The following is a 17,046-nucleotide window of genomic DNA, read 5'->3' as shown; positions in this document are numbered from 1 at the left end:
AAGGTGGTCAGGACTGGTTCTGGTTCAGGACCGAGAGGAAGACCGGCGGCTCGCCGCCGCCGTGGCACTCGATCGCCGCACCGGTGACGTAGCTGGCCAGGTCCGAGGCCAGGAAGACTGCCACGTTGCCGACCTCGCGCGGCCGGCCCATCCTGCCCAGAGGGATCGTCTTCTCGATGGCGGCCACGGTCTCGTCCCCGCCGTAGTGGTCGGCGGTGTCCGGGGTGCGGCACAGCCCCACGTTGATCGCGTTGACCCTGACCTTCGGCGCCCACTCCATGCCGAGCGACTTGGTGAGCGAGTCGACGCCGGCCTTGGCGGCGCCGTAGGCCGCGGTGCCCGGCGAGGGCCGTTGGGCGCTGACGGACGAGATGTTCACGATCACCCCGCCGGTCTCCTGCTGCTGCATGACCGCATTGGCGGCCTGGGCGACGAGGAGCGGTGCCGTCAGGTTGAGGCCGAGGATCTTGTCGTGCAGCCGAGGAGAGGCGTCGGCGGCCAGGGCGTACGGCCCTCCCCCGGCGTTGTTCACCACGATGTCGAGGCGGCCGTGGCTGTCCACGATCCCGTCGACCAGGGCCCGCACGGCCTCCGGGTCGCGTACGTCGCACGTCACGTGCGTCGTGCCCGCCGGCGGGTCGGTGACCTCTGAGCGAGCGCAGGTGACCACGGACGCGCCGGCCGCCACGAGCGCTTCGGCGATGCCGAGCCCGATCCCCTGCGAACCGCCGGTGACCAGTGCCACCCGACCGGAGAGGTCGATTCCGATTGCCATGCCACTCCTCCACGCACACCCAGGTGCGGTTTCGTCCGACGTCGGTCCGGGACACCGGACCAAGCAAGTGCTAGGGTACCAAGCAAACGTTAGGTTTGTTAGCCCGGGGCAGAATCCGTAGGAGAGAAATGCCGATCACCTCTGAACTGCGTGACGACCACGTCCGCGTCATCACGATGGCCCACCCGCCGGTCAACGCACTGCCCGTGCAGGGTTGGTACGACGTGGCCGACGCGCTCGACAAGGCGAGCCGCGACCTCGAGACCCATGTGGTCGTGCTGCGCGCCGAGGGCAAGGGCTTCAACGCCGGCGTCGACATCAAGGAGATGCAGAACTCCGAGGGCTTCGACGCGCTCCTCGGCGCCAACCGGGGCTGCTACGCGGCGTTCAAGGCGGTCTACGAGTGCGCCGTACCCGTGATCGCGGCGGTGAACGGCTTCTGCGTCGGCGGCGGCGTCGGCCTCGTCGGCAACGCCGACTGTGTGATCGCCAGCGACGACGCCTACTTCGGCGTCCCCGAGGTCAACCAGGGCGCCCTCGGTGCCGCCACCCACATGGCCCGCCTCGTGCCGCAGCACCTCATGCGCACTCTCTACTTCACCGCCCGCACGATCAAGGCCGCCGACCTCGTGCAGCACGGTTCCGTGCTCGAGGTGGTCCCCCGCGACCAGCTCGACGACGCGGCACTGAAGGTGGCGCAGGAGATCGCGGCCAAGGACACCCGGGTGATCCGCGCGGCCAAGGAGGCCCTCAACGGGATCGACCCGTGCGACGTCAACAAGAGCTACCGGTTCGAGCAGGGCTTCACCATGGAGCTGAACCTGATGGGCGTCTCCGACGACCTCCGGGACGCCTTCGCCGGGACGGCGAAGAGTGCACAGAGCGCCGGAACCGAGAAGGGGAACAAGTGAACGGCACACCACGCGACAAGCGGATGACCATCGACGAGGTCGTCGCCTCCCTCGAGGACGGCATGACCATCGGCATCGGCGGCTGGGGCCCGCGGCGCAAGCCGATGGCCCTGGTCCGCGCGATCCTGCGCAGCGACCTCAAGGACCTGACCATCGTGTCGTGGGGCGGCGCCGACGTCGGCCTCCTCGCGCGCGCCGGCAAGATCCGCAAGCTGGTCTACGCGTTCGTCTCCCTCGACACCGTGCCGCTCGAGCCGAACTTCCAGAAGGCCCGCCAGGAGAAGTCGATCCCCGAGATCGTCGAGCTCGACGAGGGCATGTTCCAGACCGGCCTGCTGGCCGCGTCGCAGCGCCTGCCGTTCCTGCCGATGCGCGCCGGACTCGGCTCCGACATCCTGGTCAACAACCCGCACATCAAGACCGTCGCCAGCCCGTACGCCGATGAGGACGGCAACGTCGAGGACCTCGTCGCCGTGCCCGCGCTCAGGCTCGACGTCGCACTGGTGCACCTGAACCGGGCCGACCAGCACGGCAACGCGACGTACCTCGGGCCCGATCCCTTCTTCGACGACCTCTTCGCGATGGCCGCCGAGCGCACCTACGTCACTTGCGAGCAGGTCGTCGACACCGCCGGCCTGACCGTCGACACCCCGGTCCAGCGCCTCCTGCTGAACCGGATGATGGTGACCGGCGTCGTCGAGACCCCCAACGGCGCGCACTTCACCAACTGCGCGCCCGACTACGAACGTGACGAGAAGTTCCAGAAGGCGTACGCCGCGGCCGCCAAGGACGACGAGTCGTGGACCCGGTTCGAGGAGCGCTTCCTCAGCGGCGACGAGGCCGCCTACCAGGACGCCGTCCGCGAGTTCCACGACGAGGAGCAGACCCGATGACCGACTTCACCCGCGCCGAGGTGTGCGCCACCGCGATCGCCGACGCCTTCAAGGACGACGGCGAGATCTTCGGCTCCCCGATGGGCATGCTGCCGATGCTCGGCGTACGCCTGGCCAAGCTGACCAGCAACCCCGACCTCGTGCTCTCCGACGGTGAGTCGCTGTTCCTGGGCGGTGTCCCGCCCTTGTTCGCCAAGGCCGACGTGGTCGAGGGCTGGATCCCGTTCCGCCGGGTCTTCGACGTGGTCGCCTACGGAAAGCGGCACGTGATGATGGGCGCCACACAGGTCGACCGGCACGGCAACCAGAACATCTCCGCGATCGGCGACTTCGCCCAGCCGAAGCGCCAGCTGCTCGGCTCGCGCGGCGCCCCCGGCAACACGGTGAACAACCGCACGTCCTACTGGGTGCCCAAGCACTCCGACCGGGTCTTCGTCGAGGAGGTCGACATCGTCTCCGGAGTCGGCCCCAAGCGGGCCCGCGAGGCCGGCGTCGGCGCCGCGAAGTACAACGACATCCACCGCATCGTGACGAACCTGGCCGTCTTCGACGTCTTGGGCGCCGACGACACCGTGCGCCTCCTCTCGGTGCACCCGGGCGTCACGGTCGACGACGTGGTCGCGGCGACCGGCTTCGACCTGGCGGTCGAGGGCGACGTCCCCGAGACGCGTACGCCGACCGCGGAGGAGCTCACCCTGATCCGTGAGGTGCTCGACCCCAGGACGCTGCGCGACCGCGAGGTCCCGCCGGTCGAGGCGGTCGCGTCGTGACCACCGCACAGGTGCTGCGCACTCCCCTGACCGAGCTGGCCGGGGTGCGGCACCCCGTGGTCCAGACCGGCATGGGCTGGGTGGCTGGCCCGCGCCTGGTGGTCGGTACGGCGAACGCCGGCGGACTCGGCATCCTGGCCAGCGCCACCATGGGCTTCGAGGAGCTCGAGAGGGCGATCCTCGAGGTGAAGTCGCGCACCGACCAGCCGTTCGGCGTCAACCTGCGCGCCGACGCCGCCGACGCGGGTGACCGCTGCGACCTGCTGATCATGCACGGCGTCAAGGTGGCCTCGTTCGCGCTGGCCCCGAAGAAGGACCTGATCGCCAGGCTCAAGGACCACGGCATCATGGTGATGCCCTCGGTCGGACTCCCCCGTCACGCCGAGAAGGTGGCCTCGTGGGGCGCCGACGCGGTGATGATCCAGGGCGGCGAGGGCGGTGGCCACACCGGCTCCGTCCCGACCACCCTCCTGCTGCCGAGCGTGCTCGACGCCGTTGACATCCCGGTCGTCGCGGCCGGCGGCTTCTTCGACGGACGCGGCCTCGCCGCCGCACTGTCCTACGGAGCGGCCGGCATCGGCATGGGCACCCGCTTCCTGCTGACCCGTGACAGCGCCGTGCCCGACGCGGTGAAGCAGCTCTACCTGTCGTACGACGTCAACGGCACGGTGGTCACCGACAAGGTCGACGGCATGCCGCACCGCATGCTGCGCACCGAGCTCGTGGAGGAGATCGAGGAGTCGAGTCGCCTCAAGCGGCTGACGCCCACGCTCAGGCGCACGCTGGAGTTCAAGAAGATGTCCGGCATGAGCTGGCTCGACCTCGCCCGCGACGGCCGGACCATGAAGAAGACCCAGGGGCGCTCACTCGCGCAGATGTCGCTGGCCGCCAACACGCCCATGATGCTCAAGGCCGGACTCGTCGACGGCGACACCTCCGCCGGAGTGCTCGCCTCCGGGCAGGTGGTCGGCGTCCTCGACGACCTGCCGTCGTGCGAGGAGCTGGTCGACCGGGTCGTCACCGAGGCGGTGGACCACCTCAGGGGCGCCCACGAAATGCTCGTGGCCATTGACGTGTGACGTTCGTTACTCGAAAGTAACTCCTCGGGAGTCCACATGTGGGGGACACAAGAGGGAGTTGCCGAATGAGGAAGAACACCTGGGCCCGCGTGGCCGCAGGCGCGCTGCTGGCGTTGTCACTGAGTCCGCTGGCCACGGCGTCGCCGGCACAGGCCGACGGCACGTCGTTCTACGACACACCGACGACGCTGCCGGCCAACAACGGCGACATCGTCAGGTCGGAGCCGTCCGAGTTCTACGTCGATCCGGTCAAGCTGATCAAGGCCGACGCCGTCGTGCAGCGGATCATGTACCGCTCCACCGACCGCACCGGAGTGCCGGTCGCGGTCACCGGCACGGTGTTGACGCCGAAGACCCCGTGGGTCGGCGCCGGCAAGCGCCCCCTCATCGGGTACGCCGTCGGCACCCAGGGCATGGGCGACCAGTGTGCGCCGTCGCGCACGCTGGGCAAGGGCCTGGAGTACGAAGGCCCGTTCATCGCCGGACTGCTGGCCCGCGGCTACGCCATCGTCGTCACCGACTACGAGGGCCTCGGCACCGAGGGCGAGCACACCTACATGATGCGCGAGACCCAGGGCCACGCCGTCCTCGACTCGGTCCGTGCCGCCCAGCGCCTGCCCGGCTCCGGGGTCACCGCCGCGAACCCGGTCGCGATCAGCGGGTTCTCCCAGGGTGGCGGCGCCGCTGCGTCCGCCGGTGAGCTGGCTCCGACGTACGCCCCGGAGATCAACCTGAAGGCGGTCGCCGCCGGCGCGGTCCCCGCGGACCTCAGCCAGGTGGCCATCAACCTCGACGGGTCCCTGTACGTCTCGTTCATGGGGTACGCCGTCTCGGCCCTGGCGAACAGCTATGGCATCGACATGACCCCGATGCTCAACGCGAAGGGCCAGGCCATGATGGCCACGCTGTCGACCCAGTGCACCCTGGACTCGCTGGCCACCTTCCCGTTCGTGAAGTCGAAGGACCTGACCACCAACGGCCTGCCGGTCACGGACCTGTTGACCAAGGCGCCGTTCAACCAGATGGTGGCCGACCAGCTGATCGGCAACGGACGCAAGCCCAACGTGCCCGTGCTGATCACCCACTCGGCGCTGGACGACGTGATCCCCTACAAGACCGGCAAGCAGCTGGCCCAGCGATGGTGCGGCCAGGGCACGAAGGTGCAGTTCGACACCAACTTCGCACCCACCCACGTGGGTGACTACGTGGCGTCGATCCCGACCATCTTCCTGTTCCTCGAGGCCCGATTCGCCGGCCTGCCCGCGTTGAACAGCTGCTGGCGCCTCTGATCCTGCGCCGAGACCGGGCCCGCCTTCGCACGGTGCGCAGGCGGGCCCGACCCGCGTCAGAGCCCGCGCTGGTACTGCACCTCGCGACCCATCACGCGATAGCCGAGCTGCTCGTTGACCGAGATCATGTAGTCGTTCGACTCGGCGTTCCAGGTGTCGATCGTGGCCAGCTGTGGCTCGACCTCGTGGAGCCACAGGAGCATCGCCGACTTCAACACCAGTCCGAGCCGATGGCCCCGATGGGCGCGCACCACCGAGGTGTCGTGCTGGTGACCGATCCACGGTCGCTCGGACTCCACGACCACCACCGACTGTCCCGCCAGCTCGCCCGTCGTCCGGTTGCGCACCATCAGGCGACGGAGACGGCCGCCGCTGCTGAGCTGGGCGTGCTCGTAGTTGCGCACCCGCTCGCCGGTGAAGACCTCGTCCTCGATCTCGAGGTCATCGGTCGGAGCGTCGTTGATGGCCGCGGTCATCTCGGCCAGCTTGTCGAGCTCGTCGTCGGGTGTGAACCCGATGCGGCGGACGAGCTCGTAGTCGGCGGCCCCGGCCCCGGCGTGGTCGTGCAGGCCCCGGACGACGTTCCAGTCGACGTCGGCCAGCACCTGGCGACGGTTGATTGCCTGCGACTTCTGCTCGAGGCCGTGGCGCGCGGTGAACGCCCGTGCCGCCTCGGACTCCCAGGCGTCGGAGCCGACGCTGGTGCGCCCCTCCGCCCGAGCCCGGTCGAGCAGGAACTCCAACAGGGCGGTGCCGTGGCCCCGGCGGCGGTGCGCCGGGTGCACCTCGACGCCCACCCAGGCGAGCTCGAGGTTGTCCCACTCGCTCGTGCCGTACGTCGCGTGGGCAACGGGCAGACCCTCGACCGTCGCCAGGAACGGCACCGACGGTTCGCCGTCCCAGCCGTTGCGCAGCATCCCGTCGTACGACGTCATGGTGGCGGGGTGCGACCAGGGCGCGTCGACCGCGATCGTGGCGTTCGCGACGTCGACCATGCCCTGGAGCGGGACCCTGTCGTCAGGGCCGAACTGCGTGATCTCCATGGCGTTGACGATCCTCTGCCGGGGCCCTCGGCGCCACGGGTTTTCCGGCGACGATCCTCCTGGCAAGGATGAGTACGCGTACCGGGTTCGAACCACGCGCCGACCGGACAGGATGGGGGCATGCAGAGTTTCGGACGGTTCCTGTTCTTCGCCAACCTCCCCCTGACCATCGCCCTCCTGTTCTGGGCGTGGGCCGGCCGGGTGCTCTTCGGCGTCGGCGGCTGGTTCCTGCTGATCCTGCCGCTGCTCGTGGGTCCGTTCGTGGTGGTGGCCCTGATCATCTCGAACGTCGTGGCCTACACCGTCGCGACGCGTCCGCGCCGCTTCACCAGCGCCCAGTCGATCGCGCACGTGGCCATGTGGGTCGGCCTCGCCGGCTTCGGGCTGTTCCTGCCCGACTTCGGCGACAGCGAGGAGAGTGAGCTGTCGTTCCTCACCCAGGTCTTCGGCCACTCAGACCGGCTGATCGACCTCAGCGGCCAGCTCGCCGCTGCCTTCGCCTTCCTCACGGTCGCCGGCTGGGTGGCGACCCTGGTCACCGCGATCGTCGCGAGGGCGAGCGCGAACCGGCCGCAGTACACCTACGCCGGCTGAGGCCGAGGCGGGTCAGGCCGCCTCGTCCTTGCGCGGGCGGCCTCGGCCGCGCTTGTGCGCCACGACGGCACCGTCGATCACGATCTGGCCGCCCCAGACGCCGTACGGCTCGCCCCGCTCGAGGGCCCCGGTCAGGCACTCCAGCGCCAGGGGGCACTGTGCGCACAGCTGCCTGGCGCGGTCGAGAGCAGCCGGGTGCTCGGCGAAGAACAGGTGGGGAGACTGGGTGCAGGGCGGCGACGTCACTCATCGAGAGTGACCGTCTGAGGTAGTTGGTTGCATCGGGCAGATGCCTTAGACGCGACGACCGTCTCGCGTGACGCCGGTCATGACGACCCGGCCTGCAGCCCTGCTAGGTTCGCCGGTGAATCCGGTACGCCGTCCCTCTGGGCGTGCCCGCACACTGAGGAGCAGATCGTTGCGAACCGCCAAGGACTTCTTCGCCCCCCTCGCCGTCGGTGCACCCGCGCCGCTGCGTGAGATGCCGGCCCGCCCGTCGAGGGCGATCCACTTCTTCGACCCCGGCAACGAGAAGATGGCGGCGAAGGTGCCCGCGATGGTCGGCACCACCGACGTCCTCCTCGGCAACCTCGAGGACGCGGTCAAGGCCGAGAACAAGGAGAAGGCCCGCAACGGCCTCGTGAAGATCGGCCAGGAGGTTGCCAATCTTGGTTCAGCCAGTGGGCCGACCCAGTTCTGGACCCGGATCAACTCCCTCGACTCCCCCTGGGTGCTCGACGACCTGACCACGCTGGTCCCCGCGATCGGCGACAAGCTCGACGTGATCATGGTCCCGAAGGTGCAGGGCGCCGAGGACATCCACTACATCGACCGGATCCTGGCCCAGCTCGAGGCCAAGGCCGGCATCACCAAGCCGCTCCAGGTGCACGCGATCCTCGAGACCGCCCGCGGGGTGGCGAACGTCGAGGAGATCTGCGCCGCCTCGCCGCGCATGCAGGGCCTCTCGCTCGGCCCGGCCGACCTGGCCGCGGACCGTCGGATGAAGACCACGCGTGTCGGCGGCGGCCACCCCGGCTACCTCGTGCGCGAGGACGCCCCGCGTGACGCCGAGGGCAACAGCCAGATCGACGCCCCGCGTCCGACGTACCAGCAGGACCTGTGGCACTACACGATCGCCCGCATGGTCGACGCCTGCGCAATGCACGGGATCTTCCCGTACTACGGCCCCTTCGGCGACATCGCCGACGTGGTCGGCTGCGAGGACCAGTTCCGCAACGCGTTCCTGCTCGGCTGTGTCGGCGCCTGGTCGCTGCACCCCAAGCAGATCGCGATTGCGAACAAGGTCTTCTCCCCCAGTGTCGAGGACGTCACCCACGCACGTCGCGTCATCGCGGCCATGGGCGACGGCACCGGTGCGGTGATGCTCGACGGCAAGATGGAGGACGACGCCTCCGTCAAGCAGTGCAAGGTGATGGTCGCCCTGGCCGAGGAACTGGCCGCCATCGACCCCGAGCTCAAGAAGCAGTACGACGCGATCTCCGTGGAGGCCTGACATGACTGAGTTCACCCCGCTGCGCTCGGTCCTCTACATGCCCAGCTCCAACGAGCGGGCCCTCGAGAAGGCCAAGTCGATCGCCTGTGACGGCCTCATCCTCGACCTCGAGGACGCGGTCGCCCCCGATGCCAAGCCGGCCGCGCGCGAGTCCGCCGCGGCCGCTGCGTCGAGCGGTGAGTACGGCCGCCGTACGGTCACCATCCGGGTCAACGGCATCGGCACCGAGTGGCACGACGCCGACATCGTCGCCGCCTCGCAGGCCGGACCGGCCGCCATCGTCGTGCCCAAGGTCAACTCGGCCGACGAGGTCAAGCAGCTCGTCGCCGCGATGGAGAAGGCCGGCGCCCCGGAGCACACCAAGCTGTGGGCCATGGTCGAGACCCCGATCGCGATCCTCGACGCCCTCTCGATCGCCCGCGCCTCCGAGCGTCTCGGTGCGTTCGTGCTCGGCACCAACGACCTGGTCAAGGAGCTCTACGCCGAGCACGTGCCCGGCCGCGCGCCGATCCTGCCCAGCCTGCACACCGCCCTCCTCGCCGGCCGGGCCGCCGGCATCGCGGTGATCGACGGCGTCTACAACGACGTGAAGAACACCGAGGGCTTCCTGGCCGAGTGCCAGCAGGGCCGCGAGATGGGCTTCGACGGCAAGACGCTGATCCACCCCGGCCAGGTCGCCGGCGCCAACGAGGCGTTCGCCCCGTCGGAGCAGGCGATCGAGGACGCGCGTGGCCTGATCCAGGCGTTCGAGGACGGCAAGGGCGCCGGCGTCGTGACCTACAACGGCAAGATGGTCGAGAACCTGCACGTCGAGTCCGCCCAGCGCACCCTCTCGATCGCCGAGGCGATCAGCGCCCTCGACGCCTGACTGGGTCGACCCGTCGTGAACTTCACGACGGGTCGATCGGAACTGGCGACGGGTCGATATGAACTGGCGACAGGTCAGGCCTTGAAGGCCGGCTTCTCCTTCGCCAGGAACGCCCGCACGCCCTCGGCGAAGTCACTGCCGGTGTAGACCTCTCGGAGCACGTCGTCGTCATCCGACGGCGCTGCTTCGAGGGTCTCGGCGCGAGCGGTCAGCTGGGCCTTCGTGGTGCGCAGCGTGACCCCGGAGGCCTTGCCGATGCCGTCGACCAGGCTGGACAGCTCGGCGTCCAGGTCGTCAGTGACCGACATCACCGCGCCCACGGCGTACGCCCGGTCGGCGTCGACGAGGCGCGAGGCGAGCAGCATCTCCCGGGTCAGCGACTCCCCGAAGACCGACGAGCAGCGATAGACGATCGGTGCCGACAGGGCGTTGCCGAGGGTGCGGGCGATCGGGTAGCCGAAACGCGACCCCGGGGTGGCGATGCGGAGGTCGCAGTGTGTGGCCACGGCCAGTCCGCCACCGACGCAGACGCCCTCGACCGCGGCGATCGTGACCTGCGGCAGCTCGAAGAGCGCCTGGAGCAGCTCGCGGATCCAGGTCTCGTAGGCCACCGCGTCGGCGTTCACGAAGTCGGAGATCTCGTTGCCCGCGGCGAACGCGCGGCCACCGGCACCGCGGAGCACGAGCACCTTGACCGAGGTGTCCTGGCGCAGCTCGCTGCACAGGTCACGGAGACCTGCGTACATCGCCGTGGTGAAGGCGTTGTGGCGCTCCGGGCGGTTGAAGGTGACGGTGACGACGCCGTCACCCCGGCTGATCTGGAGTTCTTCTGGCACGCAGGCAGGGTACGGCGACCACGACCCCGCCCCTGACACAGGACTCGACGGCGAGACGGCGAGCCCGGTCAGAGCGGGCGGCCGGTGGCCTTGTAGGGCAGCAGGGCCTCGGCGGGGTTTCCCTCAACTGGTGCGGCCTCTGCAGCGAGCACGCCGGGCTGACTACGGAGCACGCCACGCACCCCGGCGGCCACCATCGGGGCCAGCTCATCGATCGACATCGAGGCGATCGGCTCGACCTTCAGCACGTAGCGCAGCATGGCCATCCCCATCAGCTGGGAGCCGATCAGCTCCATGCGCGACGTGGAGATCTGCACCCGGCGGCGGCGTCCGACCAGACCGCCCATCCGGTTGTTGAGGAAGCTGTAGAAGCGCTGGGCGGAACGGGCGTCGGAGACACTGGCCTGCACCATGCGCAGCATGCGGTCGCGGGTGATCGGGTTCTCGCACAACCGCAGGAACCGCCGGACCAGGCGGTCGGAGAAATCAGCACCAGCGGGTTCGTCGCGACCCACGTCGTCGTCGAGGGCCTCACCCAGGCCGTCGAGGTCCGCCTCCGTGTCGCTCACGCGGTCATCCTGCCACCGGCTGCGGTCACGTGACGGTGCGGTACGCACCCTGGAAGTAGAGCAACGGGTCGGGGGTCTCGCCAGATGCACCGACGGTGAAGTCCATGTCCTGGACCCTGCCGATGACGACGTAGTGGTCGCCCGCCTCGTGCACGGCGTGCACGGTGCAGTCGACGTACCCGACGATGCCGTCGAACAGCGGGGCGCCGGTCTTCGACAGCGACCACTCGAGGCCGGCGAACTTGTCGGTGCCCCGGCTGGCCATCACGTTCGACAGGTCTTCCTGGCCCGCGGCCAGGAAGTTCACGCAGAAGTGACCGGAGCGCTGGATCAGCGGCCAGGCGCGCGACGTCTTGGCCGGGCTGAACATCACCAGCGGCGGGTCGAGCGAGATCGAGGAGAACGACTGGCAGGTCATGCCGACCGGCTCGTCGCCGGCGACCGAGGTGATCACGGTGACGCCACTGGCGAAGCGACCGAGTACGTCGCGGAACCGACGGGCCGCTTCCTGGGCGGCCGCGGTGTCGGCGATGTCGGTCGCTTCACCCGGGCGGAACTCGAAGTCGAAGTTGCCCAGGAAGGAGTCGATCAGCTCCCGCGGCGGCCAGGACTCACGCGCGTCGGCACGCATGCCGGTCGGGATGTCGTGGTCGGTCATGGTGTCCATTGTCCCGTCAGCCACCGCCGCCGCCGAAATCGTGGCCCCAGTATGAGACCGCGGTCGACTCCCTGGCCACCCAGCGCGCGTCGTCGACCTGGAGACCCTCGGTACCGAACTCGACGTCGAAACCGCCGGGCGACTTCACGTAGAACGACACCATCTCGTCGTTCATGTGACGTCCGAGGGTGGCCGAGAGTGGCGCCTTGTGCTTGCGCACGCGCTCCAGCGCGCGACCGACGTCGTCGAGCTTCTCGACCTCAAGCATGATGTGCACGCACTTGCTCGGGTTTGGCATCGGGAGGAACGCCAGCGAGTGGTGCCGCGGGTTCACGCCGAGGAACCGCAACCACACCTTCGAGCCGGGCTCCTTGCCGACGAACTCCCCCGGCATGCTCATCGAGTCGCGCAGCCGGAAGCCGAGCACCTCGGTGTAGAAGCGCAGCGCCTCCACGTCGTCGGTGACCGGTACGACGATGTGCCCCATGCCCTGGTCGCCGGTGACGAACGTCGCGGCGTACGGCGTGACGACCGGGCGTGACTCGTAGGTGATGCCGTGGAAGAGCTCGAAGACGTTCTGCCACGGGTCCTCGAAACGGACCAGCTCCTGCACGCGCCACTCGGCAAGCTCGTCGGGCGTCCCTTCCTCGAAGGCGACGCCCGCCTTCTCGAGGTGCTCGCGGGCCTCTTGCAGCGCCTGGTGGTCGGCGACCTCCCAGCCGGTGGCCTCGAGCCGGTCGACGTCGGAGGGGAACACCACGAGCCGGGCCGAGACCTGGTCGATGCGGTAGTAGAGGTTGTCCGGGGACGGCCCACGACCCTCACCGAGACCGAGCACCTTGCCCGCGAAGTGGCGCCACTGGTCGAGGTCGGTGGAGGCCACGCGCACGTAGCCCATGGACTTGATGTCGATCGTCACTTGGCACGCTCCACATGGTTGTCGAGGAACTGTGTGGTCACCTGGCGGAACTCCTCGGCCGCCTCGATCTGCGCCCAGTGGCCGCAGTTCGGGAAGACGTGCAGCTGCGCCTTCGGGATCAGCTTCAGCGCCACCAGTGCACCGTCGAGCGGGTTCACCCTGTCCTCGCGCCCCCACGTGAGCAGCGTGTGCTGGCGCAGCTTGTAGGCCTCGCGCCAGAGCATGCCGTCCTCGAACGTGTCGGGATTCCAGAACGACGCGCCCATCGACGCCATCGCCTCGCGGGACCCCGGCGCCGTGGCGTCGGCGAAGCGCTCCTCGACCAGCTCGTCGGTGACCAGCGCCTGGTTGACCACCATCGTCGAGATGAATGCCTTCAGGGCCTCACGGGTCGGGTCGGCGCCGAACTCCATCAACCGCTTGACGCCCTCGGTGGGGTCGGCGTGGAACAGGTTGAGCGAGAGCCCGCCCGGCCCCATCAGCACGAGCCGCGCGACCCGCTCGGGGTGTTCGAGGGCCAGCCGCATCGCCGTGCCGCCGCCGAGGCTGTTGCCGAGCAGGTGGCAGCGGTCGATGCCGAGCTTGTCGAGCAGGCCCACGACGTACGACGCGGCGAAGCGGTAGTAGTTGCCCTCGACCGGCGGCTTGTCGGAGCCACCGAAGCCGGGCTGGTCGACGAGGATCGTGCGGAAGTCCTTGGCGAATCCGGGCAGCGCGGCACCGAAGTTCGACCACGCGGAGGCACCCGGTCCACCGCCGTGCAGCATCACCAGCGGCAGCGGCCCTGTCGTGGGTTGAGCAAGGCCTTCTGCGCCTGTCTCGAAATCAGCCGAGTCGTAGTAGTTGATCGTGAGCCCGTCGACCGTGGCCGTGCGGCGTACGTCGTCCTGTGCCAGCGTCACGATCAGTACATCCCCGGGTCGATCTTGTGCCCGAACTCGAGGTCGCCGTACATCTTCAGTGCGCGCTCGGGATCGTTGGCCGCGTGCACGCGGCCGGCGTGCGCGTCGCGCCAGGCGCGCTGCAGGTACGTGCCCTCGGCCAGCGCCCTGCCACCCGAGGCCTCGAACAGCGCGTCGATCGCGTCGATCGCGCGCTGCGTGCCGAGCACCTGGTCGCGGCGCACCCTCAGGCGCAGCTGGAGCGGGATCTTCTCCCCGCGCTCGACCTGGGCCTGCTCCTCGCGGATGTTGGCCATGCACAGGGCCCACGCCGCGTCGATCTCCGAGCCGGCGCGGGCGATGCGCACCGCCGCGAACGGGTCCGAGGACGCCTTCTCACCGAGGTACGCCGCACGCACCCGCTTCTGCTGCATGTCGACGTGCTCGGCGTACGCCCCCGACGCCATGCCGATGATCGGGGAGCTGATCGTCGTGGTGAACAGCGAGTGGAAGGGCAGCTTGTAGAGGTTGCCGGGGTTCTGTTCCTGGCCCGGGCCGAAGCAGCGGCCGGTGTCGCTCATCGACAAGGTGAACGCCTCCGGCACGAAGACGTCGTCGACGACGATGTCGTTGGAGCCGGTGCCCTTGAGCCCGACCACGTTCCAGACGTCGACGATCTCGTACTTGTCGCGCGGGACGAGAAAGGTCTTGAAGTCGACCACGTTGCCGTCCGCGTCGAAGACCAGGCCGCCGAGCAGCACCCAGCTGGCGTGGGCGGAGCCGGAGGAGAACGACCACTTTCCCGAGAGCGTGTAGCCACCGTCGGTCAGCACGGCCTTGCCGGTCGGCGCGTACGACGACGAGAGGCGGGTCGCGGTGTCCGAGCCCCACACCGCCTGCTGCGCGTCGTCGGGGAAGAGCGCGACCTGCCAGGGGTGTACGCCGAGCACCGACGAGATCCAGCCGGTGGAGCCGTCGGCCGAGGCGATCTCCTTCACTGCGGTGAAGAAGTCGACCGGGTCGGCCTCGAGCCCGTCGAAGCGCCGGGGCTGCAGGAGACGGAAGAAGCCGGTCTCCTCGAGCGCCTTCACGGAGGCTTCGGGAACCTGGCGCAGCTTCTCGGCCTCGTCGGCCCGCTCGCGGAACGTCGGCAGCAGGTCGCGCACTCCGTCGAGGACTTCCTTCGACATCTCTTGTCTCCTGGCTTGGTGGGATCTCTCGACCAATACTAGAACACGTTCTCATTTTCCGCGAGGACGCTGCCTCTTCGACGGCGCGGCTACGATCGCCGCCGTGAGGAAACCCAAGAGCACCCTTCGAGCCGACGAGACCGTCATCGCCAGCTGGCGGGCCAACCATTCGGTACACAGCCAGCGCGCCCTGGGCGGCCACCTGGTGCTGACCTCACACCGCCTGATCTTCGAGCCGCACGCCCTGGACGCGAACCTCGGCGGTCGGGTCTGGCAGGTTCCACTCAGCTCGATCTCCGACGTCGGGAAGTCGCCGATCAGCCTTGCGGACTTCTTCGGCGGCGGGTTGCGCTCCCGACTCCGGATCGGGCTCGACGACGGATCCCAGCAGCTGTTCGTGGTGAACGCGAAGAGCAAGAAGGCCGACGCGATCCGACGCGCGCTGCCCCGGCGCTGATCCCACCAAGCGTCGACCAAGGGCTCTGCGCTACTGGTAGAACCTGTTACAGTTTTGCGGTGTAGGAGCCCGCACAGCGGGACTGACAGCGGAGGCAGTGTGGGCGAGAAGACCGAGTACGACGTGATCGTCGTCGGCACCGGCGGCGGTGGCTTCACCGCGGCGCTGGCCGCGCACGAGCGTGGCCTGGACACCCTGGTCATCGAGAGCACCGACGGGTTCGGCGGCTCCACGGCCCGGTCGGGAGGCGGGGTCTGGATCCCCAACAACCATGCGCTCAAGAAGGCCGGCCAGACCCAGTCCGTGGCCGAGGTCAAGGAGTACCTCTACTCGATCATCGGCGACTCGGTCCCCCGCGACCGGATCGACGCGTTCGTCGAGAACGGACCGGCCGCCCTGGAGTTCGTGCGCAACAACTCCGCCGCAGACTTCACCTGGGTCCCGCACTACAGCGACTACTACCCCGAGGCACCGGGCGGGAAGGCAAGCGGCCGCAGCGTCGAGCCGAAGCCGATCGACGGCAAGGTGATCGGCGACGAGCTCGACCGGCTCACGAAGTCCTACACCAAGGCACCGGCCGGCATGGTGGTCACGCAGGCCGACTTCCGCAAGATCTCGCTCGGCATGCGCACCCTTCGCGGACCGCTCACCATGATCAAGGTCCTCCTGACCCGCATCCTGACGATGGCCCTCGGCAAGCGGATGTACGGCATGGGCATGGCGATGATGATCGGCATGCGCAAGGGCCTCCTCGACCGCGACATCCCGGTCTGGTACGAAACGCCGCTCACCGACCTCGAGGTCCGCGACGGGCGGGTGAGCGGCGTCGTGGTCACCCGCGACGGCACCGAGCAGGTGCTGACCGCTCGGCACGGCGTGATCCTCGCCTGCGGCGGGTTCGAGCACAACGCCGAGATGCGACAGAAGCACCAACGTGCGCCGATCGGCTCCGACTGGACCACCGGCGCGGCCGGCAACACCGGCGCCGGGATCCTGGCCGGCGAGAAGATCGGCGCCGAGCTGGCGTTGATGGACGACGCCTGGTGGGGGCCCTCCATCCCACTGCCGAGTGGCCCGTGGTTCTGCCTCGCCGAGCGCAACCTCCCCGGCTCGATGATCGTCAACCAGGCCGGCCTGCGGTTCGGCAACGAGGCCGCGCCGTACGTCGACGCGGTGCACGCGATGTACGACTCCGCCGAGCGCACCGGCATCGACCACTTCCCCAGCTGGATGATCATCGACCAGCGCTACCGCAACCGCTACCTCTTCGCCGGGCTCGGCCCGCGGCAGCCGTTCCCGGGCCGATGGTTCAAGTCGGGCGTGATCGTGAAGGCAGGCACTCTGGAGGCGCTGGCCGAGAAGATCAGCGTGCCCGCAGATGCCCTCACTGACACGGTCGCCACGTTCAACGGCTATGCGCGGACCGGCAAGGACTTCGACTTCGGTCGCGGCGACTCGGCGTACGACCGCTACTACGGCGACCCGCGGGTCAAGCCCAACCCGTCGCTGGGCGCGATCGAGGAGGGGCCGTTCTACGCGGTGAAGATGGTGCCCGGCGACCTCGGCACCAAGGGCGGCATCGTCACCGACGCGAAGGCGCGGGCGCTGCGGCCCGACGGCTCGGTGATCGAGGGCCTCTACGCCACCGGCAACGTCTCCTCGGCCGTGATGGGCCACACGTACGCCGGCGCCGGCGCGACCATCGGCCCCGCGATCACGTTCGGGTGGATCGCCGCCAACGCGATTGCTGACTCCATCGGCGCCGACCGCGCCCCTTCCCGGTGATCGGGAGCCCGCTCCA

19 protein-coding genes are annotated in these 17,046 nt (G+C 69.1%); 10 read left to right on the top strand and 9 right to left on the bottom strand.

Annotation, left to right across the window (positions count from 1 at the left end; all coding sequences use genetic code 11):
* Positions 1-7: 7 nt before the first annotated feature.
* Positions 8-775, bottom strand: coding sequence for an SDR family oxidoreductase (locus tag ASD30_RS05055; RefSeq protein ID WP_056677711.1), 768 nt, complete (start codon positions 773-775; stop codon positions 8-10).
* 128 nt (positions 776-903) lie between these two features.
* On the opposite strand from ASD30_RS05055, the gene ASD30_RS05050 reads away from it, so the two are divergent.
* From ASD30_RS05050 to ASD30_RS05030, 5 genes are all read left to right on the top strand, one after another.
* Positions 904-1,686 carry an enoyl-CoA hydratase family protein gene (locus ASD30_RS05050; protein ID WP_056677706.1) on the top strand — a complete coding sequence of 261 codons (783 nt, stop codon included), beginning with the start codon at positions 904-906 and terminating at the stop codon, positions 1,684-1,686.
* Positions 1,683-2,579 carry a CoA transferase subunit A gene (locus ASD30_RS05045; RefSeq protein WP_235530060.1) on the top strand — a complete coding sequence of 299 codons (897 nt, stop codon included), beginning with the start codon at positions 1,683-1,685 and terminating at the stop codon, positions 2,577-2,579. Before ASD30_RS05050 ends, ASD30_RS05045 begins: the two co-directional genes overlap by 4 nt.
* Entirely contained in the window at positions 2,576-3,349 is a 774-nt protein-coding gene (locus tag ASD30_RS05040; protein ID WP_056677701.1) for a CoA-transferase subunit beta, read from the top strand. The genes ASD30_RS05045 and ASD30_RS05040 overlap by 4 nt, the downstream gene beginning before the upstream one ends.
* Positions 3,346-4,428 (top strand): NAD(P)H-dependent flavin oxidoreductase, encoded by a 1,083-nt coding sequence (locus ASD30_RS05035; protein ID WP_056677698.1) that lies wholly within the window; start codon positions 3,346-3,348, stop codon positions 4,426-4,428. Before ASD30_RS05040 ends, ASD30_RS05035 begins: the two co-directional genes overlap by 4 nt.
* A 65-nt stretch (positions 4,429-4,493) precedes the next feature.
* Entirely contained in the window at positions 4,494-5,717 is a 1,224-nt protein-coding gene (locus ASD30_RS05030; protein WP_056677695.1) for a lipase family protein, read from the top strand.
* A 56-nt stretch (positions 5,718-5,773) separates the two neighbouring features.
* On the opposite strand, the gene ASD30_RS05025 is transcribed toward ASD30_RS05030, so the two are convergent.
* Positions 5,774-6,760 carry a GNAT family N-acetyltransferase gene (locus ASD30_RS05025; protein WP_235532499.1) on the bottom strand — a complete coding sequence of 329 codons (987 nt, stop codon included), beginning with the start codon at positions 6,758-6,760 and terminating at the stop codon, positions 5,774-5,776.
* Between the two features lie 120 nt (positions 6,761-6,880).
* Here ASD30_RS05025 and ASD30_RS05020 point away from each other — a divergent pair, with 120 nt between their 5' ends.
* Positions 6,881-7,354, top strand: a complete 474-nt coding sequence (locus tag ASD30_RS05020; RefSeq protein WP_056677691.1) for a hypothetical protein — start codon at positions 6,881-6,883, stop codon at positions 7,352-7,354.
* A 12-nt stretch (positions 7,355-7,366) separates the two neighbouring features.
* Here ASD30_RS05020 and ASD30_RS05015 read toward each other — a convergent pair whose 3' ends face one another.
* Positions 7,367-7,600, bottom strand: a complete 234-nt coding sequence (locus ASD30_RS05015; RefSeq protein WP_056677688.1) for a WhiB family transcriptional regulator — start codon at positions 7,598-7,600, stop codon at positions 7,367-7,369.
* Positions 7,601-7,772: 172 nt separating this feature from the next.
* On the opposite strand from ASD30_RS05015, the gene ASD30_RS05010 reads away from it, so the two are divergent.
* Together ASD30_RS05010 and ASD30_RS05005 are read left to right on the top strand one after the other, a co-directional pair.
* A complete protein-coding gene (locus tag ASD30_RS05010; protein WP_056677685.1) occupies positions 7,773-8,867 on the top strand; it encodes an HpcH/HpaI aldolase/citrate lyase family protein in 1,095 nt (364 codons plus the stop codon).
* Between the two features lies 1 nt (position 8,868).
* A complete protein-coding gene (locus tag ASD30_RS05005) occupies positions 8,869-9,735 on the top strand; it encodes an HpcH/HpaI aldolase/citrate lyase family protein (RefSeq protein ID WP_056677684.1) in 867 nt (288 codons plus the stop codon).
* 74 nt (positions 9,736-9,809) lie between these two features.
* Here the strand turns inward: ASD30_RS05005 and ASD30_RS05000 are convergent, their stop codons facing one another.
* From ASD30_RS05000 to hsaA, 6 genes are all read right to left on the bottom strand, one after another.
* The gene (locus tag ASD30_RS05000; RefSeq protein ID WP_056677681.1) at positions 9,810-10,571 is read right to left on the bottom strand and encodes an enoyl-CoA hydratase-related protein; all 762 of its coding nucleotides are present in this window, start codon (positions 10,569-10,571) and stop codon (positions 9,810-9,812) included.
* A gap of 68 nt (positions 10,572-10,639) precedes the next feature.
* The gene (locus tag ASD30_RS04995) at positions 10,640-11,140 is read right to left on the bottom strand and encodes a TetR/AcrR family transcriptional regulator (protein WP_056677678.1); all 501 of its coding nucleotides are present in this window, start codon (positions 11,138-11,140) and stop codon (positions 10,640-10,642) included.
* Between the two features lie 25 nt (positions 11,141-11,165).
* A complete protein-coding gene (locus ASD30_RS04990; protein ID WP_235530058.1) occupies positions 11,166-11,798 on the bottom strand; it encodes a flavin reductase family protein in 633 nt (210 codons plus the stop codon).
* A gap of 16 nt (positions 11,799-11,814) precedes the next feature.
* Positions 11,815-12,717: an iron-dependent extradiol dioxygenase HsaC gene (gene hsaC / locus ASD30_RS04985; RefSeq protein WP_156388646.1), complete on the bottom strand. Its 903-nt coding sequence runs from the start codon at positions 12,715-12,717 to the stop codon at positions 11,815-11,817.
* The gene (gene hsaD, locus ASD30_RS04980) at positions 12,714-13,619 is read right to left on the bottom strand and encodes a 4,5:9,10-diseco-3-hydroxy-5,9,17-trioxoandrosta-1(10),2-diene-4-oate hydrolase (protein WP_056677675.1); all 906 of its coding nucleotides are present in this window, start codon (positions 13,617-13,619) and stop codon (positions 12,714-12,716) included. Before hsaD ends, hsaC begins: the two co-directional genes overlap by 4 nt.
* Before the next feature lie 2 nt (positions 13,620-13,621).
* Positions 13,622-14,788, bottom strand: a complete 1,167-nt coding sequence (gene hsaA, locus ASD30_RS04975) for a 3-hydroxy-9,10-secoandrosta-1,3,5(10)-triene-9,17-dione monooxygenase oxygenase subunit (protein WP_056677673.1) — start codon at positions 14,786-14,788, stop codon at positions 13,622-13,624.
* A gap of 103 nt (positions 14,789-14,891) precedes the next feature.
* Between hsaA and ASD30_RS04970 the strand changes: the two genes are divergently transcribed.
* Positions 14,892-15,245, top strand: coding sequence for a GRAM domain-containing protein (locus ASD30_RS04970; protein ID WP_056677670.1), 354 nt, complete (start codon positions 14,892-14,894; stop codon positions 15,243-15,245).
* 99 nt (positions 15,246-15,344) lie between these two features.
* Positions 15,345-17,030 (top strand): 3-oxosteroid 1-dehydrogenase, encoded by a 1,686-nt coding sequence (kstD, locus tag ASD30_RS04965; RefSeq protein WP_056677666.1) that lies wholly within the window; start codon positions 15,345-15,347, stop codon positions 17,028-17,030.
* The last annotated feature ends 16 nt before the right edge of the window (positions 17,031-17,046 follow it).

The organism is Nocardioides sp. Root140 (genome assembly GCF_001426745.1).
Classification (GTDB): domain Bacteria; phylum Actinomycetota; class Actinomycetes; order Propionibacteriales; family Nocardioidaceae; genus Nocardioides.
The sequence above is the reverse complement of the archived record's forward strand: the minus strand, read 5'-3'. Positions and strand labels throughout refer to the sequence as shown.